Annotated in this window: 24 protein-coding genes; 13 read left to right on the forward strand and 11 right to left on the reverse strand. The window is 64.2% G+C overall.

Translation table 11 applies throughout. From position 1 onward, the window contains the following. Nucleotides 1-158 precede the first annotated feature (158 nt). The 3 genes from ACYQ8K_RS12095 to ACYQ8K_RS12105 all read right to left on the reverse strand — a co-directional run bounded on the left by ACYQ8K_RS12095 (nucleotide 159) and on the right by ACYQ8K_RS12105 (nucleotide 2,376). Complete coding sequence (locus ACYQ8K_RS12095; RefSeq protein WP_459969176.1) at nucleotides 159-1,205, reverse strand: helix-turn-helix transcriptional regulator; 1,047 nt, start codon at nucleotides 1,203-1,205, stop codon at nucleotides 159-161. A 190-nt stretch (nucleotides 1,206-1,395) separates the two neighbouring features. Continuing rightward, nucleotides 1,396-1,839: a hypothetical protein gene (locus ACYQ8K_RS12100; protein WP_459969178.1), complete on the reverse strand. Its 444-nt coding sequence runs from the start codon at nucleotides 1,837-1,839 to the stop codon at nucleotides 1,396-1,398. 15 nt (nucleotides 1,840-1,854) lie between these two features. Beyond that, nucleotides 1,855-2,376: a hypothetical protein gene (locus ACYQ8K_RS12105; protein WP_459969180.1), complete on the reverse strand. Its 522-nt coding sequence runs from the start codon at nucleotides 2,374-2,376 to the stop codon at nucleotides 1,855-1,857. Nucleotides 2,377-2,582: 206 nt separating this feature from the next. On the opposite strand from ACYQ8K_RS12105, the gene ACYQ8K_RS12110 reads away from it, so the two are divergent. Then, complete coding sequence (locus ACYQ8K_RS12110) at nucleotides 2,583-3,011, forward strand: cellulose-binding domain-containing protein (RefSeq protein WP_459969181.1); 429 nt, start codon at nucleotides 2,583-2,585, stop codon at nucleotides 3,009-3,011. Nucleotides 3,012-3,189: 178 nt separating this feature from the next. Continuing rightward, nucleotides 3,190-3,798, forward strand: a complete 609-nt coding sequence (locus ACYQ8K_RS12115; protein WP_459969183.1) for an LGFP repeat-containing protein — start codon at nucleotides 3,190-3,192, stop codon at nucleotides 3,796-3,798. Between the two features lie 121 nt (nucleotides 3,799-3,919). Here the strand turns inward: ACYQ8K_RS12115 and ACYQ8K_RS12120 are convergent, their stop codons facing one another. From ACYQ8K_RS12120 to ACYQ8K_RS12130, 3 genes are all read right to left on the reverse strand, one after another. Beyond that, on the reverse strand, nucleotides 3,920-4,381 hold the full coding sequence (locus ACYQ8K_RS12120) for an MPT63 family protein (protein ID WP_459969185.1): 462 nt from the start codon (nucleotides 4,379-4,381) through the stop codon (nucleotides 3,920-3,922). Nucleotides 4,382-4,587: 206 nt separating this feature from the next. Next, entirely contained in the window at nucleotides 4,588-5,415 is an 828-nt protein-coding gene (locus ACYQ8K_RS12125) for a DUF1906 domain-containing protein (protein WP_459969187.1), read from the reverse strand. Between the two features lie 158 nt (nucleotides 5,416-5,573). Continuing rightward, on the reverse strand, nucleotides 5,574-7,268 hold the full coding sequence (locus ACYQ8K_RS12130; protein ID WP_459969189.1) for a GMC family oxidoreductase: 1,695 nt from the start codon (nucleotides 7,266-7,268) through the stop codon (nucleotides 5,574-5,576). Between the two features lie 299 nt (nucleotides 7,269-7,567). Here ACYQ8K_RS12130 and ACYQ8K_RS12135 point away from each other — a divergent pair, with 299 nt between their 5' ends. The 4 genes from ACYQ8K_RS12135 to ACYQ8K_RS12150 all read left to right on the forward strand — a co-directional run bounded on the left by ACYQ8K_RS12135 (nucleotide 7,568) and on the right by ACYQ8K_RS12150 (nucleotide 9,791). Then, nucleotides 7,568-7,813: a hypothetical protein gene (locus ACYQ8K_RS12135; protein ID WP_459969191.1), complete on the forward strand. Its 246-nt coding sequence runs from the start codon at nucleotides 7,568-7,570 to the stop codon at nucleotides 7,811-7,813. 351 nt (nucleotides 7,814-8,164) lie between these two features. Further along, nucleotides 8,165-8,404, forward strand: a complete 240-nt coding sequence (locus tag ACYQ8K_RS12140) for a type II toxin-antitoxin system Phd/YefM family antitoxin (RefSeq protein WP_459969193.1) — start codon at nucleotides 8,165-8,167, stop codon at nucleotides 8,402-8,404. A gap of 26 nt (nucleotides 8,405-8,430) precedes the next feature. Further along, nucleotides 8,431-8,826, forward strand: a complete 396-nt coding sequence (locus tag ACYQ8K_RS12145) for a PIN domain-containing protein (RefSeq protein WP_459969195.1) — start codon at nucleotides 8,431-8,433, stop codon at nucleotides 8,824-8,826. Between the two features lie 389 nt (nucleotides 8,827-9,215). Further along, nucleotides 9,216-9,791 (forward strand): helix-turn-helix domain-containing protein, encoded by a 576-nt coding sequence (locus ACYQ8K_RS12150; protein ID WP_459969198.1) that lies wholly within the window; start codon nucleotides 9,216-9,218, stop codon nucleotides 9,789-9,791. Nucleotides 9,792-9,840: 49 nt separating this feature from the next. On the opposite strand, the gene ACYQ8K_RS12155 is transcribed toward ACYQ8K_RS12150, so the two are convergent. The 4 genes from ACYQ8K_RS12155 to ACYQ8K_RS12170 form a co-directional block, all read right to left on the reverse strand. Continuing rightward, a complete protein-coding gene (locus ACYQ8K_RS12155; RefSeq protein ID WP_459969201.1) occupies nucleotides 9,841-10,578 on the reverse strand; it encodes a hypothetical protein in 738 nt (245 codons plus the stop codon). Between the two features lie 1,040 nt (nucleotides 10,579-11,618). Further along, on the reverse strand, nucleotides 11,619-11,849 hold the full coding sequence (locus ACYQ8K_RS12160; protein WP_459969203.1) for a DUF6400 family protein: 231 nt from the start codon (nucleotides 11,847-11,849) through the stop codon (nucleotides 11,619-11,621). 248 nt (nucleotides 11,850-12,097) lie between these two features. Beyond that, nucleotides 12,098-12,925: an acyl-CoA thioesterase gene (locus ACYQ8K_RS12165; RefSeq protein WP_459969205.1), complete on the reverse strand. Its 828-nt coding sequence runs from the start codon at nucleotides 12,923-12,925 to the stop codon at nucleotides 12,098-12,100. Between the two features lie 26 nt (nucleotides 12,926-12,951). Next, a complete protein-coding gene (locus ACYQ8K_RS12170; RefSeq protein ID WP_459969207.1) occupies nucleotides 12,952-13,959 on the reverse strand; it encodes a CobW family GTP-binding protein in 1,008 nt (335 codons plus the stop codon). 263 nt (nucleotides 13,960-14,222) lie between these two features. On the opposite strand from ACYQ8K_RS12170, the gene ACYQ8K_RS12175 reads away from it, so the two are divergent. From ACYQ8K_RS12175 to ACYQ8K_RS12205, 7 genes are all read left to right on the forward strand, one after another. Further along, the gene (locus ACYQ8K_RS12175) at nucleotides 14,223-15,854 is read left to right on the forward strand and encodes a PPE domain-containing protein (RefSeq protein ID WP_459969209.1); all 1,632 of its coding nucleotides are present in this window, start codon (nucleotides 14,223-14,225) and stop codon (nucleotides 15,852-15,854) included. 46 nt (nucleotides 15,855-15,900) lie between these two features. Continuing rightward, on the forward strand, nucleotides 15,901-16,518 hold the full coding sequence (locus ACYQ8K_RS12180) for a TetR family transcriptional regulator (RefSeq protein ID WP_459969211.1): 618 nt from the start codon (nucleotides 15,901-15,903) through the stop codon (nucleotides 16,516-16,518). A 39-nt stretch (nucleotides 16,519-16,557) separates the two neighbouring features. Next, nucleotides 16,558-17,229, forward strand: coding sequence for an enoyl-CoA hydratase-related protein (locus ACYQ8K_RS12185; RefSeq protein ID WP_459969213.1), 672 nt, complete (start codon nucleotides 16,558-16,560; stop codon nucleotides 17,227-17,229). Between the two features lie 70 nt (nucleotides 17,230-17,299). Beyond that, on the forward strand, nucleotides 17,300-18,226 hold the full coding sequence (locus ACYQ8K_RS12190; RefSeq protein WP_459969215.1) for an alpha/beta hydrolase: 927 nt from the start codon (nucleotides 17,300-17,302) through the stop codon (nucleotides 18,224-18,226). A gap of 211 nt (nucleotides 18,227-18,437) precedes the next feature. Next, entirely contained in the window at nucleotides 18,438-19,046 is a 609-nt protein-coding gene (locus ACYQ8K_RS12195) for a TetR family transcriptional regulator (RefSeq protein ID WP_459969217.1), read from the forward strand. Nucleotides 19,047-19,348: 302 nt separating this feature from the next. Then, nucleotides 19,349-19,783, forward strand: coding sequence for an MmpS family transport accessory protein (locus ACYQ8K_RS12200; protein WP_459969219.1), 435 nt, complete (start codon nucleotides 19,349-19,351; stop codon nucleotides 19,781-19,783). Further along, nucleotides 19,780-22,680, forward strand: coding sequence for an MMPL/RND family transporter (locus ACYQ8K_RS12205; RefSeq protein ID WP_459969221.1), 2,901 nt, complete (start codon nucleotides 19,780-19,782; stop codon nucleotides 22,678-22,680). Before ACYQ8K_RS12200 ends, ACYQ8K_RS12205 begins: the two co-directional genes overlap by 4 nt. Here ACYQ8K_RS12205 and ACYQ8K_RS12210 read toward each other — a convergent pair. Then, nucleotides 22,673-23,455, reverse strand: coding sequence for an SDR family oxidoreductase (locus tag ACYQ8K_RS12210; RefSeq protein WP_459969223.1), 783 nt, complete (start codon nucleotides 23,453-23,455; stop codon nucleotides 22,673-22,675). The two genes, ACYQ8K_RS12205 and ACYQ8K_RS12210, sit on opposite strands and share 8 nt — an antisense overlap. Between the last annotated feature and the right edge of the window lie 66 nt (nucleotides 23,456-23,521).

Consider the following 23,521-nt stretch of genomic DNA (forward strand, 5'->3'; position numbering starts at 1 on the left):
ATCCAAGATATGGCACGGACGCGACAATCGGCGTCCAGCTGGTGGGGTGTCGGGGGATGGCTTGGGTTGCTCGGTCCCAGTGGTCTCAGGCATCGTTCGAGTCTCACTGGTCACTGCCGATAGCCGACGATGGACAGCCGCGGCCGGCCTGAACGCTCCTACAGAAGGATGGCCAGCAGCAAACGCACCAGCTCGGCTTGGCGGTGGGTGTCGGTCTTTTCGAATACATGCTGCAGGTGCGTCTTGACCGTCGCCGTTGAGAGCGCCAGGTCCGCCGCGATTGGTTTCAGACCCCCACCGTTGATGACCCGCAGCGCGACATCGGCTTCGGCATTCGTGAGCCCGAAAAGGCGTCTTATCAAGATTTTTGGCGGTTCGTGCTGCTGCTCGGGGTCGACGATCATCACCAATGCTTTCGCCGCCGACGGCTGGTCTGCCGGCGTGGCAAGCGGCACCCCATGTATGACGTACGGACGCTTCCCGGACGGGCGACCAACCGCGAGCGAATCGCCGCTTCGAGCCCCACATCGCTGCTCGACAAGCGACCGGGTGATGCTGCTCTGCAGGTGCTGTTCAGTTGCTGTGCGGGTCGCCGCGATGTTGCCCGCGCGGATGCACAGCCCGTCGCCGGCGTTGAAAATTCGTTCGGCCGCGGAGTTGAGATGCTGGACACGGCGTGTGGTTCCGATGATGGCGACGCCGTGTCGGAGGGCGTCGACCACCTGAGTGACACCGATTGCAGTTTCGCCCAACGCCGCGAGGTGGGCTTGGGTGCGAAGCGCTTGCTGGAGGTGGGGAATCAACGCGCCGACGAACTGCACCCGTTCGGCGGTATCGAAACACTCACTTCGGTGCGGCGCCGAGATGGCGAAACTTATGGGTGTCGGCCCCGCCGACAGTTGTACGAACAATCCGTCGGTGAGTTCGAACGGACTCTGCCAATCGGCATAGAACTCTGAGTTCGTCTTGCTCGCAACGAGTTCCCGCCCACCGCGGATCAGGCCGACAGGGCTGTTCTCGCAGGCGTGCAGGATGAAGTCGATCGCGTAGTAATACTGCCCGTAGGTCTCGACTGCCTCCGCCGGCATGCCGGCCCCCAGCATGACCGGGCAGCCACTGCCCGCGCCGACCACGAGGCCGCTGCCCGTCGCGTCGAGCACACGACTGATTTCGGCCATCGCCACCGTCCAGTTCGCGGGATCCATCGACGAGGCGTAGACCTCTGAAACGACCCGTGAGAACTCATCGATTGTGATCATCGCCGATCCCGCCAGTTGCAGCGTGCTCCCTGCTCGCCGGTTAGCTGGACTGTAACGTGACCTTTTGCTTGGCGTATTGCTTAGACGAGTTTCGAGTGGACTTCCGACCCCTTCGCCGTCAACGCGCGAGTGACGGCTAACCCCAGTAGGCGAAGTTACAAACGGGCCGCGGTTCGCTTTTGAGGGACACGAGCTTGTCGCCATCCATGATGATCGTGCAGATGAGGGCGACGTCCCCGCCGTCGGCGGATACCTGCGACTCCAGTTCGTTGTAGACGGGGTACTGCTTTTCCCATGGCAGGGGCACATTGGTCTCGGTCTGCTCGGGGCCGCCGTTGATGCGGTAACGGATCGTCACCGGGGCGCTGCCACCACTGACCTTCATTGTCGCCGTGCCGACCGGCCAGCCGGTCGGCACCGCAGGGGCCGACGATGGCGGCGGCGACGCGCTGATCTGCGAGCTGCCGACACGGCTGGTCGGTGCCGCGCGTCCGGCGGTGTTCTTGGTGCATGCCGTCGCGGCGACGCCAGTCGCAACCACGCCGATAATCACCCCGATGGCATGACGGCGCGCACGCATGTCCGGAGCCTACGATCACCGGCGCAGGAGTTGCGTGGAAACAGTTGAATCGGCCGCTTTTCGGCCGTTAGCCGAGAAGTCAGTTGGGATCTGCCGAAGTCGACGGCGCCGTCGCAGAGGCCACCAGTGACGGCCGAGTGGGCCGGCCGCCTGCAGGCGCGCAATGCGCACGCTGCCGCCGATCAGCACCGTCGCCAGCGGTAGCTCACCGAGGACGGCGGTTAGCACCGACACTGCAAAGTCACCACGCCGGGCGGTCAGCATGTCGAACCAGGCATCGCAGAGCAGAAGAACGCCTGTCGCAAACGCGAACAGCGGTAGCAGGCGGTGCCGGGCGAAGCCGAGCGCGGCGGTCGCGAGCAGGAAAGCCAACAGCAATAGATCAAAGCCGACCCAGGTTGCCTGCCAGTGCTGGGCGGTGTAGCTCTGCGGCAGCGTTAATGCGAGATAGACGGTCCAGGGAATCAGCGCGATCGACGCGCTGAGCGCCAGCCACTCGCGGATACGCCGGATCTGGCTCCAACGCCGTGATCGCATCGACGAGTACTACCACGGAATCTTGAACTTTTAGAGAAGACGAAGCGGCTCTTGCCCGCCGGAACCGCTTGGCTCGCTGCCGTCTCGACTAACGGCACCGGCGATCGAGGCCAGAATTTCACGACGGTCTCGGTTGGGCAAAGGTACGGCAGCTTACCCCGCGACGCGAGGGCCGATATCGCGCGTTGGCTCTAGTGTTGGCAGCTATGGACCGACAGAACAATTGCGTGAAGCGCTGGCGCACAGCGCTTCACGTCACCGTGTCGGCACTGATGGTTGCCATCCTCGGACTCGCCATCAGCCCCGCGGCCCATGCGGCTGCGGCCACGGCGACGTTGTCGGTGGCACATACGTGGCAGACCGGTTTCATCGCCAACTTCACCGTTACCAACGCCAGCGTGGCGCCGCTCTCCGATTGGAAGATCGAATTCGATATGCCGCCGGGACAATCCGTCCTGCACACGTGGAACAGCACCGTTACCCAATCTGGCACGCACTACGTTCTGACCCCCGCGAATTGGAATCGCGTCATTCCACCCGGCGGTTCGGCCACAGGTGGCCTAAGGGGCGTGCTGAGCGGTTCTTACTCGCCACCGACGAATTGTGTGCTCAACGGGCAATATCCGTGCAGCTAAAGGCGACTGCGCACTAGATCTTCGACGGCTTCCGGACGGCCGAACGCATTGCCGCGTCTACTGCGCGGCGTCGCCCGAACGGCCCTCCCTACCGAGGTGCTCTGGCTCGCCGTCCATGACCGCGGCGTAAGTTCGTTCGGGAGCTACGACACCACGGGAAGACGCGGGAGGAAGCCCCTTGAGAACGATCACATACCGTCACGCGGCAATCGCCGGCCTAGCCGCCGTCGCGCTGGTCGCCGTGGGCTGCAGCAACGGGAAGAGCAGCAACGCATCGGCACCGCCTCACGTCGGAGTGAACGCCACCTCCACGTCTCAAACCCCAGCGCAGCCCACCGAGGTGAAACTCATCGGGGAGCGCGACGTCGAGGTGACTTTGACCGGCCCGATCGCTGTCAAGTACTCGTCGGCCACCGATGACCAGAAGAAGGCTCTCGGCAAGCCGCTCACGGGTGACCGCAACGCGGGGACACGCGACAGCGGCCTGGTATTCCAGCAGTTCCAAGGCGGGGTCATCACCGCTAAGAACGACCAGCCCGGCACGCCCGCCTATATCACCCTGGGCAAAATCCGGGAGGCCTGGAACGTCCCCCGCGATCCGGACGGCGTGCCTGCGGTCACCGGCACCAACGGTTCGGCAGGTCCGCTGGGCTATCCGACCAGCGATCAGAACGTCGTCGGCGATCTGCTCGTGTCGAACTTCGAGCACGGCACGATCGGATACAACCAGAAGACCGGCCAGGTCGAGGTGACGGTTAACGGCAAGCCCGTGCCGTCCGGGCTGTAGCCCGAGTCAGGCGTTCAGCGAACTGCAAACATCGTGAGCCACGACGTCGCGGTCGGGAACGTGACACCAGCAGTGCAGCGGGGTCCGACATCGGGCTTGTCCCGTGGCGAGACCTTGGGGCCTACGAACTACCCTTCCAGACGACCTTGTCCGTGCCCCCGGCGTCCCGATAGACGACACTGTCGGGGTTCGTACCGTTGCGCACGTCGAAGTAGATGCGTCCCGTAACAGGGGTGCCTAAGGGGAGTGGCCCCTCAGGAAGGCCGTCGGTCTGGTTGCCCTTCATCACCGCGAATGTGGAGCTGTTGACGGCCCGAGCGTTGAAGTCGGCAATGTTCGGAGTCGCGTTACCGCTCACGCCTTTGGCCGTGACGTCGGAGTACCAAATCCCGTCGTTGTGGCCACTGGGCTGCAGGTTGCTCACGGTGTAGTCGATGGTGCCACCGTTACTGGACAGCTCTGCCTGCTGCCCGAATTGCAGCACTTGCGGATCGGCGAATGCCGGCGTCGCCGCGAGGATTCCGGCCGCCGCCAGGGCAGCTGTCGCTGTCATTGTTTTCGATGCGATGTGTGAGAACGCCACGTCGGGCTCCCTTCCTGAGGTGCCGGCTATCCAGGAGCGGCAGTTGGATTGAGGTCTATCCAAAGCCCGGATTTTCAAACCTGAAGTTTGCTGAATGGCGCCTGCCGGGAATGGCGGCGCTAATCGACTTATTCCACGGCCTCGCGCGGCGCGCGCTGCGATGAGCATGACCGGCGCGTTCGTCTTGCCGGAAGTGGCAGCAACACCTATCGCACATCGCCGCCTGGGCGACCCGCATGGAGGTTCCACTGGCCGCAGTCGGGGGCCAGGACGTCGTTGACGTCCACTTCGAGTCCGCCGACCTTCGGGCCGGGATTGGACGCGGTGCTCACGACGCGCTGGTAGAGAACAGCTGCGGGGTGGACCTGATCACCGGACCAGGCTCGAGTTTGCCAGGCCCACCGGCGGCCAGGTGTGCTCGACGACCCGATAACGCCGTCAGCCGCGGCCCACTGGCATACCCTGATGCCTCCGTAGACCCCAGTGCGCTGAACCCCGAGAACCGAGTTAATTCCGCGAAACCACGGCAGCGCGGTGTGATTCCAGGTGTCGCGATTGATGTCCTCGTCGATGGTGAAGAAAATCGGCGCACTCTGGCCGCCGCCGGCGGCGGTGTGCAGCTGCCACGCGGTGCGCGCGTCCGCGATACCGCCAACGTAGCCTCGCGTGAAGTCCGACGGGGCTGACCCACCCGGCTTGCCGTATTGGTAGTTACTGACGATCACCAGGCCCGCGGCTTTCAACGAGTCGGCGTAAGTCCGAGTGATCGGCTTGGCGCCAAACGATGAGCCAGGACGCGACGCCGAAACGTAATTGATCACCCCGCTATATCCGGCAGCCCGGATCTGCTGCGGCGGAATCTGGCGCGCGGCGAAGTCGATCAGTTGGGGAGTAGCGGCGGCGGCCGCCGTGGGCATGCCGAAGGCCATTGATGCGGCACCCAGACCGGCCAACGCCGCAGCGTAGCGCAGCGCGTCGCGGCGGGAGGTCGTTCGCAGCCGCACATCGCCGGCCGGCGGAAGCACATTGTGCATCGCGCGATGTTAACGATGTGACTGTTGTTACCGATAGACCTGCGCTAGCCGAAACGCGGTTGCATTCCCAAATGGATACCGTACGGTGACCGTTCCGCTATGACCTCGGACGTCACATGCGAAACCACCCGGCGTGCAAGCAGATTGATGTCTCGGTGTCAACCGGCTTGTTCCACGATCGCCCGCGCCGCACGTTCGGCGATGAGCATGGTCGGCGCGTTCGTGTTGCCAGAAATGATGGTCGGTATGGCCGACGCATCGACGACTCGCAGGCCGGCGACGCGATATACACGGCAGTCGGTGTCAAGCACCGTGGCGGACTCTCGCGGCCGGCCGTGGGCGTCGAAGGCTCCCATCGCGCAGGTGCCCACCGGGTGGAAGATTGTCGTCCCCAGTTCACTGGCCGACTTCTGCAGCTCTTCGTCGCTCACCAGTTGGAGGCCGGGAAGCAACTCCTGGGGGCAATAGCGGGCGAGGGCCGGCGCCGCCATGATCTGCCGGGTCATCCGGAGGCCTCGCACGGCGATTTGACGATCCGCGTCAGTCGACAGGTAGTTACAGAAAATCTTCGGGTTGGTCAGCGGATCTGCATTGGCCATGCGCACATGGCCACGCGAGGTGGGCCGCAGGTTGCAAACCGAGGGAGTGATCGCTCCGAAGGGGTGCAGGGGTTCGCCGAACTTCGGTAAGGACAGGGGCTGCACATGCCATTCCAAATCCGAACTGGCTAGCGCGGGGTCACTTTTGGCGAACGCCCCGAGTGTGGAAGGCGGCATGGTCATGGGCCCCGATCGAAATAACAGGTACTGCAGTCCCATGCCCGCACGGCTGATCCAATTCCGGTACAGCGTGTTGACGGTCGGCGCGCCCCGGATCCGGTAGATCGTCCGAATCTGCAAGTGGTCTTGCAGGTTTTCGCCCACTCCGGGCAGATCGACGGCGACCGGCACCTGATGCTGCTTCAGTAGGCCTGCCGGGCCCAGACCCGAGACCTGCATCAGATGCGGCGACCCAATAGCTCCGGCGCTCAGGATGACCTCCCGGCGTGCCCGGACGTCGACGATTTGGCCGCCTTTGAGCAGGCGCACACCGGTGACGTGGTGCTGGGCCGTGGTCCAGGCGCCCCGACGCTGATCCTCGTAGACCCGGTCGTCCAGCAAGAGCCGCAAGGACTGAGTATGCGTGTAGACGGTGAGATTCGGCCGATGGGCGATGGGATGCAAGAAGGCATCGGCCATCGACCAGCGGCGGCCGCGCCGCTGGTTGACGTGAAAATACGCACAGCCGGCGTTGTCGCCCTGGTTGAATTCCTCGATCGGGGAGATGCCCACCTGGGCGGCGGCGGCCTGCCAGGCATCCAAGATCTTCCAGCGCACCCGCGGCAGCTCGACGCGGATCTCACCACCGGCGCCGTGCCAGTCGTCGGCTCCGCCGAAGTAGTTTTCCAACTTTCGATAGATCGCCAGTGTCTCGCCGGGACGGTCCGGGCCGCCCCAGAGCCAGCGCTCGTCACCGGTGGCCCTTGCCCAGAGCTCGTAATCACTCGCCTGTCCGCGCATGTGGATCATCGCATTGATCGACGAGCAGCCGCCGATCACCCGGCCCCGCGCGTAGTGAATGCTGCGGCCGGCCAGGCCGGGGTCGGGCTCGGTGGTGAAGCACCAGTCGGTGCGGGGGTTGGCGATCGTGTACAGATAGCCCACCGGCACCTTGATCCAGAACCAGTCATCCTTGCCGCCGGCTTCGATCAAGAGCACGCGCCGATCCGGGTCGGCGCTGAGCCTGTTGGCGAGCAGGCAGCCCGCGCTGCCCGCTCCCACGATGATGATGTCGAATTCGGCGACCGTGGTCATTCGGGTATCGGTCCTCCAAGCGTCGGATGCGCGTCCTAGTGTGCGCGACGATGGCCTCGTCTCGTCGGGAAATGGGTGGCCGCACCCGAGTCGACCATTGACCGAGCACAACGCTTTAGCCTTGGCATCTGAAGTTGTTGCATCACTGCTCGCGGCGCAGTGCGGGAGCAGGACTGTGTGCCGTGACCGTTAAGGATCGTTACCGCAATCGTGATCTCGCACTCGTATCTTCGGGTATACGAGAAAGCTTTCGACCGTCGAGTAACGCCAATCGGCGTCCGCAGGCCCGGGGGACTGATATGACGACCGCAATCGCCGCGCACAACCCAGTCAAGGAAGACGCAGCAGACGGGCATGACGATCTCCTTCTGGCGGTCGCGAAAGTGAACGCAATTGGCTGCCCAAGGGGCACCGTTCGCGTCGACTTGAAGCCGCGCCCGAGACTCACGGAAGAAGAGATCGTGCGCGCGGCGATCACGGTGATCTTGGTGTCCTTTGTGACGGTGATTGGCATCGCCGCGGGCGCAATCTTGACGATGGGTTAGGCCGACGCAGCTTCGCGCCACAGTGGTAGTAGCCGCTCACCCGCGGCGCGCGCCGGATCCGGCTGAAATTCGCAGTCGAACCGGAACGATCTCAGCGGGCGTTCGATCGATCGAGATTCACGCTGGTAGAGCGGCTGCACTAGGCGACACTTTACTGGTAACCCGCCAGCTTCCATTCAGCCGTATTCCCAGCGAACGAAGTAGCGTCAGCACACTCGTTGGGGGCGCCGTGCCTTCTGAGTGGCTGCGAGCCTGTCGGCATCGGGTCGGTGGTGGATGGGCGCCAACGTATCGCCCGGGTTTGCTGTCAGCTGCGCACGGATATGTCTCACCGGTGATACGATTGGATGCATGACCGAGGTGGTGACGGTCCGCGACCTGCGGAATCACGGTGGGGAAGTGCTGCGCAGAGTGGAGCGGGGTGAGCGGATCGTGGTGACGCGTGATGGTGCGGCGGTGGCCGAGCTGAGCCCGTTACCGCGTCGCAGTGTCAGTCCGACTGAACTGATTCGCCGTCGCCGAAACCTGCCGCGCGTGGACGTCGAGGCATTGCGCTCGGATGTGGACAGCCTGATGGACCCAGCGCTGTGACGGGATCAGTCGACCAGTCAAGAGGCATGCTCGACACGTCCACCGTGATTCTGCTCGGGCGCCTGGCGGATCCGGACGAGCTGCCAAACGAGTCCGTGATAAGTGCCATCACCCTCGCTGAGCTGTCTGTGGGACCGCATGTCGCGCCGACAGCTGCGGAACGTAGCGCGCGGCAGCAACACCTGCAGCAGGCGGAGGCGGATTTCGAGATCCTTCCGTTCGACGCAGAGAGTGCGCGGGCATTTGGGGTTGTCGCTGCCGCGTTGCGTACTTCGGGTCGCAAACCGGCCGCGCGGGCCTATGACGCGCTCATCGCGGCCAGTGCCGTCGCGCACGGTGTGCCGTTGTACACGTGCAACCCAGGTGACTTCTCCGGGATACCTCAGCTGGACCTACGTGCGGTTACTCACCCGGACCACTAATGGCTGGACGTCGCCGACCTGAAAGGCGTTGAGCAACAACGCGATAGTGCGTACTTTACTGGTAACCCGCCATATTCGATCCCACCGAATTCCTCCCGGACAGTAGTAGATCGATCGAAATGCGGTGGGGGAGCGGCTCTGGTGGTTCACGCGCGAGTGTGCGTTTCGGTCCCGCACCGGGCAGTGCAGATGATTTGGTATCGGAGTCGGCACGCCGCGGCCGAGAGTGCGCGAGGATTTATGCCCTCAAATCCCTTACCGCTAAAGTCCAGACTCAGACGACGGAGCAAAACCGCCAACCCAACTGGCCGCAGGTTAAACCGAAAGCCATTGCAGGACAACATAACATGCGCAAATGGAGCAGTTTACTGCTAGTAAGGATTGAGTGAATGCCGGCATTTGGGCGCCTGGGCGTTCTTTCGACTCGCATCGATGTGTTGCGTCAGGTCGCGGATGAGCGACGGTACTTCCTGCCCGACAACGTAATCGAGCTCCTCGCCAGCCGGCCAGCAGAGGATTTTGCACAATTGACGGAAACGTTGGACGAGGTCGTCACCCTTGCTCGCCGAGCGATGGTGAGGCCCGACATGACTTTCGTCGAAGACTGTCTGCGTCGCGGCCTTCCGGGGGACGGGACGTTGCGCGATGCCCACGTCGCTGCCGACGTCACCACCAACTTCTACGGCCTGACGCTCGCCGAACTCAGTTGCAAACCCGCAACCCGACGAAAACGTCAAGTCCGGCTGGTCGCAATGTACTTATGTTTCGAATTCTCCAAACTCTCAGTGCAAAGAATCGGCCAGATCTTCGACAGCGATGCCAGCCACGTCAACTTCGCCCGACATAACGTGACCGGTCAAATGGAGGATCGGCCCGAGCTTCGTGACGAGGTCGCCGAGTTGAGGCAACGAATCTTGAAGTGCCTCCGACAGCCTGAAAGAAAGTCTGGCGACGGATGGACGTGATCAACTTCGGCAAGTCGGAGGGAGGACAGGCACGAGGTTACGGGCACGGTCACTCCTCGCCGTCCTCGACGCCTCCGGCCACTCGTTCCCTCAGGTGGTCGATGTAGTCGGAGCGGATCAGTCGATTACACCGAGGGCGCTTGCCGCGGTTGATGTCCTCGACGTACTTGGCCAGCAATGCCGGGTTCTTGCCGGACCAGCCGTGGGCAAGCGCCCATCCCTGCATCGCGTCGCCATCCATCGAGATGCCGGCATCGCGGAGCGCGAGGAGCACACCCACGACGTCGTCCTTCTCGTAGCCCGCCGCGATAGTGTTGTTGTGGTTGATCGTCAGCGTGAGGCTCTTCATCGCCTCAATCACCACCGGGTCCAACTCCGGCGTCACGTTCTCCCACTCCGAACCGTCGCCGAGGATGTCAGGTCGCATCTGCGTCACCCACGGCCGAATCCGGTCGGCGTTCCAAGTGATGACGCAAAGCCCGCGGATCATGTGACTGCTGAATCGGACCAGCTCGCCGATGTCGTCCATGTCCGGCCAGGCCATCAGCACGGCACCATGGCCGGGCAGGTACCCGCCTCCTCTGCCGGTCACATGCTCGACGTCGGAGTGGCTGCTGACTAGTCGGTCCAACGCGTTGCAGTTGCGCAGGTTGGACTTTAGCTTGGTCCAAATGGTGAGGGTGTCGCCCTTCTCCATGTGGGACGCGCACCAGCGGATGGCCTCAGCTACACCGTGGTCGTCATAGCTAGCCACAGCAGTGGGATAGTCCACCTCGTCATCGAACATCGATAGCTCCTGCTTCGTCCTTGGGAGTCACTACGTTAGCCAGCAGTGCCGACAGTTCCTGGTCCCCGCGCTGGGGACCGAGCTGGCGTCATAGTTGATGAGTTCGACCTGACAAAGGACGCCCACACGGCGCGGACCGCCGCTGTCACCTATTAGTCTCTAGGTGGCGCACCCCTGAGTTGGCATACAGACCCCACGGCTGCGCTACGAGTGCAGCGTGTCGATGTACGACCTGGTCGAGTGGCGGCCAACACGAGCACCAGTGGTGATTCATCTGTTGCAATATGCAGTGTTCGACTTGACATAATGTCGCTTATCGGCACAACGCCGAACCGGCTCAAGCCCGCTCCGCGGGCGGTGATCGCCTTTTGCTCAGTCGCCCCACCGCCCGTACCGCCGCGCGGATAGCCGTTATCGACGGGCGCCGACGCCGGACGCCGCCGGCGATTGAGCAGTGGCCACCGGGTGGTCCGATTGCGCGTGCAACGGGTTGCACTTACCCCTCCCACCAAGTTGAGCGCGCACCAGCTCGATACGTCACAGTGACGAATTGCCCTGCACCGCAGGCGCTTTCGAGAAGCATCTCCGGCGACCGCCTCGGTGGTGCGCAGCACCGGGCGTCGGACACACCGGGCTTCAAGGTCCAATCCCAAACGAGGCCGCCATCGACGGCCCATGCCCCACATCAAGGTTTCGCCTGCCGGCACCACCCCAGACGGCCCCTTTCCCCTTTCCGCTCATCGCCGTCAATACGTCACTGTGACGAATAGCGTTGCGGCGCAGGGCCATTGAAATGTGGCGTCGGCCGGTATTAGTTCGGCTTGTGCCCCCACGACCTGGGGCGCGAGCGGCGGTGCGTGTCGGTCGACCAGAGATGGCCGCAATCCGAGCACTGCAGATGCACCAGGGTGCCCTTGTTGCTCAGGAGATACTGCCAGTGCGTATCGCAGTTGCGACTGCTTCGGCAATCACCACACCTGGCGCCGTGATCGCAGCGCGGGCAGGGCAACCATGCCCGGCGGCCGCGATCGGCGGTCGGATCAATCGGTAGCACGAGCAGCGGTTCTTTCGGGCAGGACGCCGGCGCGGACCAACTCGTCGTAGACGCGTTGCTGCTGCTCATCCAGGTTCGAGTACAGCATGTCGTACGCCTGATCTTCCTCGCTCAGCACAGCGATCGGGTCCCAGTCGTCACCCATCGCTTCGAACATCGCGCTGCGCCTACGCGCCTCGTCGAGGGTCAGGTCATAGGCAAAGTCGAGGTCGGCCATCGCGCTCCCAGCCATTGGATAGATATGCAAACGAACGGCCAGGATTCCCCAACTGACTCCGGTCAAGCTATGAGCTACGTCACTGTTGCCGGTTGACTTTCGTCACACTCGGCGGGGGTGACGTCACGGCTCGCCAGGGTGCCGCAAGCCCGGAACGGGGCCGCGAACCCACTGCTCCCCTTCCCGCTTGTCGCCCGCAATACGTCACTGTGACGAATCCCTGTGCACGGCAATGCTTTTGACGCGCCCTAGACGTTGTGCGGCGGAAAGTACATCTCCTGCTTCACCGTGCACACCAATTCGCCGTTGCGGTTGAACATCATCCCACTCGCCAGCGCCAGCGGCCCGGCGCTACTCGGTGACGACCGGTCGTAGAGCAGCCAATCCGTCAGCGCGGCCGGCGCGTGGAACCACACCGAATGGTCGCGCTGAGCCGACGCCCCGACACCGCCTCGGGCCGCGTACGCCGGCTCGGTCAAGGTCACCGCCGAGAGGTAGGCCACCAGGCTGGCGGTCAGCGCCGGATCGTCGGGAACGTCGCCGTCGGGCCGCCACCACATCGGCGCCCGCGCGGGTGGCGTGATGTCGGTGGCGATGATCCGGCGCTCGAACCAGCGCAGGCTTGACCACCGCCCTTGGGCGCCCGCGTCGGACTCGGCCAGATGCGGAGCAACCCAGGGCAGCGATTCCGGGCCGGGAGCCTCGGGCATGGGTGGTTGATAGACGACCTGGGCGGGCGCCGAATCGGCGACTTTGAACGACGACATCGCCTCCATCAGAATCTTGCCGTCTTGGCGCGCAGTGACCCGTCGCGACGAAAACGTCCGGCCTTCTTGAAGGTCGACGACTTCGAAGTCCACCGGCCGACGCGAGTCGCCAGGCCGCAGGAAGTACGTGTGGACGCTGTGCGGGGTGCGACCCGGCGCGGTGTGGCTTGCCGCCAACAGGGCCTGGGCGGAGATATGGCCGCCGAGAATGTGGTTGGCGGGTGCAGGTAGTTGCTGCCCGACGAAGACCCACTGGTCGACGCGCTCGAGCTCCAAGGTGGCGAGCACGTCGCCCAGCGAAGATGACATCACGACGTATCTTGCCGGATCGCGTCTCACGCTCCGGGCCGCCGGTACCTCCGTAACCTTCGTAGCGCCTGCCTCGACGCCGGCCCAGACGTCGGCAGCAGCGCGTTGTCCAGTCGCGCACGGACGCCGGCGATGTCGAGATGCATCCCGATCGCCACCAGACAATTGGCCGCCGCCCCCGGTGGCGCCTTCCCGATATCGATCGCGCCGCCGACCAGGTTGACGACATGGTCGCGGACAGCCGCTCGGTGGCGCACCGCCACAACGCCCTTCATCCTGAATACCTGCGGTGGTGGGTCTTCGAGAAGGTCCACCAGGGCATCGGGGTCGACGCAGCCCGCACCGCTGACCGTGACGGCATCGGCGTGGACGTGGTCAAGGTCGTGCTCGGGCTCCAGATCCAGAAACGAAAGCTGGGTAGCCTGATCGGTCGTGACCGACGCGTCGAAGAGCAGCTCCGGATCGATCCGGCCGGCCGTAGTGCCGACGACATGTACGCGCGGATTGCGTTGTGCCGCCCGCTCTGTGACGCGCCGGATCACCGCGGATCGCTCATCCTCGGGAATCTTGTCGAGCTTGTTGACAACAATCAGCGAGGCCGCACCGTAGCGCACCGGCGGCAATGTGCCGCAGTCGACGGTGTCGAAATGGTTCGCGGCATCGACGACGTCGACGAGTCCGCCCGGACGGACGCCACGGATCTCGCTGAAGCCGATGATCCGCGCGATCGCCACCGGGTCGGCCAGGCCGCTGGCCTCGACGACGATGGCGTCAAGGCCCCGCGCCGGGTCAGCGAGCTTGATCAATGCCTCATCGAGCCCACCATCGTCGGGCAGGCAGCAGATGCATCCGCCGGCGATTGAGGCCGGCTCGTCGACCTGCCCCGCCACCAGACCGGCGTCGATGTTGATATCACCGAAGTCGTTGACCACCACGCCGATTCGTGTACCGGGATGTCGCAGCAGGTGGTTGAGCAGCGTCGTCTTGCCGGCCCCGAGATGGCCGGTGAGCGCGATGACGGGTATCGCAGCCAAACCTTTGCCCTCCCCATCGACATCCGGACACCCGATGCTAACCGGCGCTCGTCTGCTCCTTATTTACAGATATTTGCCAGCATTTTCTCCGCATTTGCGGAAGTTGGTGGTTCTAGACTCTGTGCCTGCGGCTCATCACCAGCCCTGTGCCCGCATGGTCGTGCAACGTCGGCGTGGGTGGGCTCCAGCCGGAAAGGAGCAGCGGTGCCACCCCTCCGCGATGACATGTCGGCGCGGCGCCGGCCCGCCCGGACGGACCGGCGATGACCGCGCCAATCTGGCTGGCTTTTCCACCAGAAATACACTCGGCGCTGCTATCCAGCGGCCCAGGACCGGGGCCGCTACTCGCCGCCGCGAGCGCATGGAGCTCGTTGAGTACCGAGTACGCCTCGGCGGCAAGCCAACTCACAGCGCTACTTGGTGAGGTCCAGGCCGGTGCATGGGAAGGCCCGAGCGCCGCGCAATATGTCAGCGCACACGCGCCCTATCTCGCCTGGTTGGTGCAGGCAAGTGCCGACAGCGCCGCGACGGCGACCGCACAAGAGACCACCGCAACTGCGTACACGGCTGCACTGGCCGCGATGCCGACGTTGGGCGAGCTCGCGGCCAACCACGCGATGCACGCGGTGCTGGTGTCGACAAACTTCTTCGGCGTCAACACCATCCCGATTGCGCTCAACGAGGCCGACTACTCGCGCATGTGGGTCCAAGCCGCGACCACCATGAGTACCTATCAGGCCGTCTCGACAACGGCAGTCGCCGCCGCTCCGCGGACCATGGCGGCGCCGCAGATCATGAGCGCCGACATGAATTCCGGCGGCATGAATTCCGGTTCCGGGATGAGCGGTGGATCAGGAATGGGCGGCAATCCCTACATCATGGGAACGTCACTGCCCCAAAATCTTCAGGAGTGGCTTGAAGCGCTCTTTCCGTTCAACCCGTTTTCCCCGCAGGGCTGGTCTATGCATCCGAGCCTCTCGATGTTCCTGTCACGCGTGGAAACCTTGATCCCGATGTACGCGCACAACCCCGCGCAACTGCTCGAGGCGATCGTCATGCTCGCTCTCCAATTCGTGATTCACCGAACGCTCGTATTCATCAATCTGCTTCTCTTCAACCCGGTGGGACTTCTGAGTTTCTTTCTCAGCAATCCGATTTACACCCTGGGGTTGGCCGTCCCACTCGTGGCTGTTCCCGCCGGCGCGGCGGGCGGCTTGGCCGGACTCGCAGCCGTGGCCGCGGCGGGGCCGGCGCCCGCGATCACGCCAGTCCCCTTGCCGCCGACCACAATGCCCCTGCCCGAAGTCCCGCCAATGACCGCCGCTGGCGCCGCACCCACGATTACACCTGCCCCGCTGCACGCACCTGCGGCCCCGGCGCCCACATCCATCGCCGCGACCGTGCCCAGCGGCCCACCCGGGCCGCCGCCGGCGTTGGTGGGACCCGAAAGCGCGATGTCCGCAACCGGTTTCATGTCCCCGTATTTGGTCGGCGTTCTGGGCACTGCAGCTGAGATGAACGCCCCCGGCAAGGCCAAAAAGCCCGCCTCCGGTGCCGTCGCGGCCGCGGACGCCGCGGCGGCACCGGCCATGACCAAGCAGCAGGTTCGCCAACGCAGGCGAAAAGCACCTAAGCGCATTGATCGCGGCTACCGCTACGAATTCCTGGACTTAGGCGCCGCATTGGAGACGGCTCCGTCGAGCGCCGCGACACAGGCGAATTCCTCGGCGACATCTGGCCAGGCCGCCGCGCCGCTGGGACTCGGCGCCACCGCGACAACAGACACCAAGCAGCGTGCGGCGGGGTTGGCCAGGCTGACCGGTGGCGCGTTCGGCGGAGCGACGGCCGTCCCGATGATGCCCAGTACTTGGCGGCCGCGGCCCGAAGCCCTATAGCGGCCGGGCGAAAATAACAGAGCATTCGCTCTGTTATTGTGGCCGCATGCCACGCCCCCGTGTCCACGATCGCGACGCCGTGCTCGACGCCGTCGAGGACTTGGTGGCACGGGCGGGCCCATCAGCGGTGACCATCCGAGCGGTCAGCGCGGCGGTCAGTATGTCCAACGGGGCTGTGTACCACACGTTTACGTCGCGGGGCGGCCTGATGGGCCAGGCGTGGCTGCGGGCGGGCCAGCGATTTTTGGCGGTGCAGACCGCGTTGGTCGACGAAGCGATGACCGGTGGCGACCCCGTCGAGGCCGTGGTGGCCGCCGCCGACGCGGCGGTGGTGTTCACCGAGCGGCATCCCGGCTCATCGACGCTCGTGCTGCGCGTGCGGCGCGAGGAGGTGCTCGCCGGCGACGTTCCCGGCGATGTCGCCGATGAGCTGCGGCGCCTCGACAAGCTACTCGTCGCGTTGATGGTGCGGCTCGCCCTCGCGGTCTGGGACCGCAAGGACGCCGCGGCGGTGGACGCGATCACGAGCTGTGTCGTCGACCTGCCCACCGCGCTGCTGCTGCGCCGCGACAGGCTTGGGAGTGCCATCGCGCGGGCGCAGCTGCGCGCGGCCGTGCGCGCGGTGCTCACGGTAGGGCCCACAGCGCGACAGCGGCGTGGGTGACGAACCTTCCTAACTACCAGCGCAACTCAGGAGGCACAGATGACAGTGACATTGGACTACGCCGACAAAATCGCCATCGTGCGCCTGGGCGAGGACGAGAACCGTTTCTCCCCTGCGTTTCTGGACGACATCGATGGTGCGCTCGACCAAGCCGTCTCCGACGGCGCCCAGGGGCTGGTCACAACCGCGGGCGGAAAGTTCTACTCCAACGGCCTGGACCTGGAATGGCTGGGCGCTCACACCGACCAAGGTCAGTGGTACATCGGCCGGGTGCACCAGCTGCTGGCACGCATGCTGACGCTGCCCGTGCCCACCGCGGCCGCGGTGGTGGGTCACGCGTTCGGCGCCGGCGCGATGCTGGCCGTCGCCCACGACTTTCGCGTGATGCGCGCAGATCGCGGGTACTTCTGTTTTCCCGAGGTCGACATCCGCATCCCGTTCAACCCCGGCATGGCCGCGCTCATCCAAGCCAAACTCACGCCCCGAGCCGCCGTCGCCTCGATGACCACCGGCCGACGCTTCAGCGGCCCCGACGCAGAACACCTCGGCATCGTCGACGCCGCCTGCTCCGAGGATGCGGTCACCGACACGGCCCTCGACCTGGTCCGGCCCCTACAGGGCAAAGACCCGGGCACACTAGGCGCGATCAAACAGACCATGTTCGATCGCGCGGTGCGCGCACTGGTCGCGGACCCGAGCGAGTCGCCGTAACCGCCCTGGACACCAAGCCCGTTCCTGTATGGTCAGCGATGTCTGCCGGCGCTAGGGTTTAGGGGCTTCGATGGCAAACAGGCTCCCCGACAACGACTTCACGTCCCCACGGGTTGTAGACCCCGGCCTTCGCAAGATGGCGCGATTCGTGCCGCGCGGCTACTCCCTGCACCGCGGTATGAAGTTGCAGCGCGCCGTCATGAACCTGATGGGCAATGCGGGACGCCTCCGCAGCGTGCCCGTCGCCGCCGTCAACCAGCACGTCACCGTCCGCCTGCATCGCCCGGCCGGCCTTCCCGACCGCGCACCCGCGCTGCTGTGGATCCACGGCGGCGCCACCATCATGGGCCACGCGGCCCAGGACGATAAGTACCTGCGCAAGCTGTCTCAGCGCACCGGGTTCGCGATTGCAGCGGTAGAACACCGATTGGCTCCCGAACACCCGTATCCGATACCGGTCGAAGACTGTTATGCCGCCCTGCTGTGGATGGCCCGCCAGTCGTGGGTCGACCCTGATCGGTTGGCCATCGGCGGCGCCAGCGCCGGTGGACATTTCGCGGCCGCGGTCGCCCAGCGAGCGCTCGACCGCAACGACGTCCGGATCGCCTTCCAAATGTTGGTGTATCCGATGCTCGACGATCGCACCGGCGCCACGCGCGACGGCCCAAGGCGCCTCATGTGGACCGAATCCGACAATCAACTGGCGTGGCAGTGGTACCTCAACGGGGCCGATCCCGAGGAGGCGGCACCGGCTCGCCGGAAGGATCTTTCGGGTTTGCCGCCCGCCTGGATCGGAGTCGGAACGCTGGATCTCTTCTATCAAGAGAGCCTGGAATACGCGCGTCGCCTGCGCGAGGCGGGCGTGCCGGTCCAGGAGGAAATCGTGCCGGGTGCTTTTCATGCGTTCGATCAGATCGCCGAAAAGGCGCCGGTATCGACGCGGTTCTTCGAAAGCCAATGCGATTACCTGCGGGGCGCACTCGCGCCCAGCGGATGACCGCCATCATCCGGAGTGCTGAGCCGGATTACGTTGCACCACAACGAGTTATAGATCCATAGCGGGCCGACCCCTCCGTCGCTTCGGCCACCGATCCCGATCGGCAATCGTTGCCGCCGGACGTGCCCCACGACGCCATCGACCCCGAAATCGACCCCGAACGCGGCACCTTTTGACTGCAAAGTGTGCACAACGTGCAACTATATGGGGTATGGGCAATCCCATAGGGCTGCGAGAGCGCCGTCGGCGCCAGACGAGCGCCGACATCCGGGACGCCGCGGTGCGCCTCACGCTGCAACGCGGATTCGACAAGGTCACGGTCGACGAAATCTGCGCCGAAGCCGGAATTGCCACGCGCACGTTCTTCAACTACTTCCCCAACAAGGAATCGGCGCTTGCCTACGGCCCCTCGGACATACCCCCCGAGCTGGTGGCGGAATTCGTCGCCGCAGGTCCCGCCCCCTACTCGGTGGTGCTGGCGGAGCTGATCACCCTGGCCGCACACCACCTCCGCGACGTGCCGCCGCGACGCGAGCATGCGGCCCACATGCTCGAACTCGCCAAGACCTCTCCCGCCGTGTTGGCGGCGTTTCTCGCCGACCTGGAGCGGTTTCAAAATCAGCTCACCGACATCATCGTGCGCCGGCAGGCGATGAAGCCGGACGACGAGATGGCGGCACTGATCTCCGCCCTGGCACTGACGGCGGTGCGTTCCGGCATCGAGAGGTGGGCCAGCGGCGAGGCAAATGAAACCGCCGACACGCCGATGCCCTATGTTGAGCGTGCTGCGGCGCTGGTGAACAGCATCTTCACAAAGTGACCTGAAACACCAGTAGCAAATGTTGCATGCACTGCAAGATATGCACATCATGTACTATGCGCTGGTGGCGGTACCCGGGGAGGCTTCAGCAAGACGGCGAGCCGGGTGTCGGCGCCGGGAACGTCAGCCGGTGTGGGTGGGCAGCATTCACCGCGCTTGACGCTCCAGCGCGCGCGAACCGTAGCAATCGACGTACTTCGTTGTTGAGCAACGCGACTTGTGGGCACTCACCCGCCCACGATTTCCGGTCGCGCAAACGCTGATCCACGTCACGACCGCGTGACGGGGAAGGGACCACCTAGGTGCAGATATCGAGACTTGTGCGCAACGCCTGGTTGCCACTGTTGATCGTGGCGGTCGTGGTGGTCGGCGGCTTTGCGGTCGTCAGGGTGAAATCGTTTTTCGGTGCCCACGACACCGGCATCATGAGCAGCCCGCGGCTCGATGACTCGAAGCCGTTCAAGCCCAAAGTCGTCAAATACGAGGTCTTCGGCTCGGCCAGCCAGGCCAACGTGAACTACCTGGACCTGTCCGCCGATCCGCGACGGATCGACGGCGCGCCGCTGCCGTGGACGCTGGTCCTGAGCACCACCGCCCCCTCGGTGTTCCCGAACCTGTCAGCACAAAGCGATGGCAATTCCCTCGGCTGCCGCATCACGATCGATGACGAAGTCAAGGCCGAGAACATCACCCACGGCGTGCACGCCCTGACCTTCTGCTTGGTGAAATCCGCATGAGCACAACAGTCGACGACACCCGGACCGACGCACTCCCCGTCGTCAAAGAACCCGTGCATGACAAGATCCCCCGGATCATCCGCACGCTGGCCGTGCCGATCATCGTGGGCTGGATCGCGCTCATCGCGGTGCTCAACGTCGTCGTCCCGCAACTGGACGAGGTCGGCAAGATGCGTTCGGTGTCAATGGCACCCGACGATGCGCAATCGGTGGTCGCGACCAAACGCATGGGCGCGATATTCAACGAATACAAGTCCAACAGCTCGGTGATGATCGTCCTCGAGGGCCAGAATCCCCTCGGCGCCGACGCGCACGCCTACTACGACCAGATCGTCAAGAAGCTCGACGCCGACACCAAACACGTTGAACACGTTCAGGATATGTGGAGCGATCCGCTGACCGGGGCGGGCGCTCAGAGCAATGACGGCAAAGCCGCCTACGTCCAGGTCTACCTCGCCGGTAACCAGGGCGAGGCCCTGGCCAACGAGTCGGTGGAATCCGTCCAGCAGATCGTCAAGAGCGTGCAGCCCCCCAAGGGGGTCAAGGCCTACGTCACCGGGCCCGCAGCGCTGTCAGCGGACCAGCACACCGCCGGTGACCGCAGCCTGCAGCTGATCACGGCGGCCACGTTCACCGTCATCATCGGCATGCTGCTGTTGGTCTATCGCTCGATCATCACGGTGCTACTGACGCTGGTGATGGTGGTACTCGAGCTGTCCGCTGCGCGGGGCATGGTCGCTTTCCTGGGCTACTTCAACATCATTGGGCTCTCCACGTTCGCCACGAACCTGTTGGTCACCCTGGCGATCGCGGCCGCCACCGACTACGCGATCTTCTTGATAGGCCGATATCAGGAAGCCCGGGCCGTCGGCGAGACCCGCGAAGAGGCGTACTACACAATGTACAAGGGCACCGCCCACGTGGTGCTCGGATCGGGTATGACCATCGCCGGGGCGACATTCTGCCTGCACTTCACCAACCTGCCGTACTTCCAGACGCTGGGTATTCCGCTGGCCATCGGCATGGTGGTGGTGGTCGGCGCGGCGCTGACGCTGGGTCCCGCGGTGATCTCGGTGGCGACGCGCTTTGGTAAGACACTCGAACCCAAACGGACGCAACGCATTCGCGGGTGGCGCAAGATCGGCGCGCTCGTCGTCCGCTGGCCCGGGCCGATCCTGGTGTTGACGATCGGGATCGCGCTGGTGGGCTTGCTGACCCTGCCGGGCTACCGGACCAACTACAACGACCGCAACTACCTACCCGCGGACCTGCCGGCGAACGAGGGCTACGCCGCCGCGGACCGGCACTTCTCCCAGGCGCGGATGAATCCCGAAGTGTTGATGATCGAGAGCGATCACGATCTGCGGAACTCGGCGGACTTTTTGGTGATCGACAAGATCGCCAAGACGGTCTTTCGGGTGCCGGGAATCGGTCGCGTGCAAGCCATCACCCGCCCGCAGGGCACGCCGATCGAGCACACCTCGATCCCGTTCCAGATCAGCATGCAGGGCGTCACCCAGCAGATGAACCAGAAGTACCAGGAAGATCAGATGGCCGACATGCTGCATCAGGCCGACATGATGCAGACGACCATCGACAGCATGGAAAAGATGTCGAGCATCACCGCACAGATGGCCAACGACATGCACATCATGGTCAGAAAGATGCACGACATGACCATCGACATCAACGAATTGCGAGACCGCATGGCGGATTTCGAGGACTTCTTCCGCCCGATGCGCAGCTACTTCTACTGGGAGAAGCACTGCTACGACATCCCGGTGTGCTGGTCTCTTCGCTCAGTGTTCGACGCGCTCGACGGCATCGACACGATGACCGACGACATCCAGAGCCTGCTGCCCATCATGGATCACCTCGACACCCTGATGCCGCAGATGGTGGCGCTGATGCCCTCGATGCTCGAAAACATGAAGGCCATGAAAACGACGATGCTGACCATGTATTCGACCCAGAAGGGTCTGCAGGATCAGCAGAACGAGGCGCAGAAGAACTCCAACGCGATGGGCAAGGCGTTCGACGCCTCCAAGAACGACGACTCGTTCTACCTGCCGCCGGAGACGTTCAACAACAAAGAGTTCAAAAAGGGCATGAAGAACTTCATCTCCCCCGACGGGCATGCCGTGCGCTTCATCATCAGCCATGACGGCGATCCGATGTCGCAGGAAGGCATTTCGCACATCCCGTTGATCAAGAAGGCGGCCTACGAAGCGCTGAAGGGCACCCCGCTGGAGGGCTCCAAGATCTATCTCGCGGGTACCGCGTCGATCTACAAAGACCTCAGCGACGGAAACACCTACGACCTGTTGATCGCCGGAATCGCCTCGCTCTGCTTGATTTTCATCATCATGCTGATCATCACGCGAGGAGTCGTGGCATCGGCGGTCATCGTGGGAACCGTCTTGCTCTCGCTGGGCGCGTCCTTCGGGCTTTCGGTACTGATCTGGCAGCACCTGATCGGCATCGAGTTGCACTGGATGGTGCTCGCGATGTCGGTCATCATCCTGCTGGCCGTCGGCGCCGACTACAACCTGCTGCTGGTGGCCCGGTTCAAGGAAGAGATCCACGCCGGCCTGAACACCGGCATCATCCGCTCGATGGGCGGCACCGGTTCGGTGGTGACCTCGGCGGGGCTGGTGTTCGCCTTCACGATGATGACGATGGCGGTCAGCCAGCTGACGGTGATCGGGCAGGTCGGCACCACGATCGGACTGGGTCTGCTGTTCGACACCCTGATTGTCCGGTCGCTGATGACACCGTCCATCGCTGCGCTGCTGGGCAAGTGGTTCTGGTGGCCGCAACGGGTCCGTCAGCGGCCCGTTCCGTCGCCTTGGCCCCAACCGGCCAAGGAACGCGAATCGGTAACCGCCGCTACGTAACCCAGTCCGGCTGCTCGCCGGTCTGCACGTTGGAGAAGTCCTTGTGTCCCAGGCCGGCGGTGGTGCCGCCGTCGACGACGAACTCCGAGCCGGTGGAGTAGCTGGACTCGTCGCTGGCCAGATAGACCACGAGGTTGGAGACTTCCACGGGTTGGGCCGTGCGGCCCAGCGCCGTCTGGAAGAGGTCGTCGGGAACCCAATCGGTCATCGGGGTCTTGATGAGTCCGGGATGGATTGAGTTGACTCGGATTCCGCTCGGGCCCAGTTCGAGCGCGGCCGATTTGGTCAGACCTCGAACGGCGAATTTCGTTGCGGTGTAGCCGTGGCAGGCTATGGTGCCCGCCATGCCCTCGATCGAGGAGATGTTGATGATCGATCCTCGGCCCGCTTCCTTCATGGGTTTGACCACGGCGCGGATGCCGAGAAAAACGCCCGTCAAATTGATGTCGAGGATGCGCTGCCATTCCGAGAGCGCGTAATCCTCCAGCGTGCCGATGTTGATGATGCCGGCGTTGTTGACCAGCACGTCGATGCGGCCGAACTCGCCCAGGGCGGTGGCCACCGCCGCGTCCCAGTCCTCGGGCTTGGTGACGTCGAGGTGTTGGTAGCGAACCGCGTCACCGACCTCCGCCGCCACCGCCTTGCCCTCGTCGTCGAGGATGTCGCCGAACACCACCTTGGCGCCCTCGGCGACCAGCGACCGCACGTGCGATGCGCCCATCCCCCGGGCACCCCCACTGACGAGGGCAACCTTGCCCGCCAACCGTTCCGCCACTGCGTTCTCCTGTCGTCTGAGTTCGTCTATGCACCATACGTACCGCGGGCAATGTATGGCCATAGC

Source organism: Mycobacterium sp. MUNTM1 (assembly GCF_054660795.1).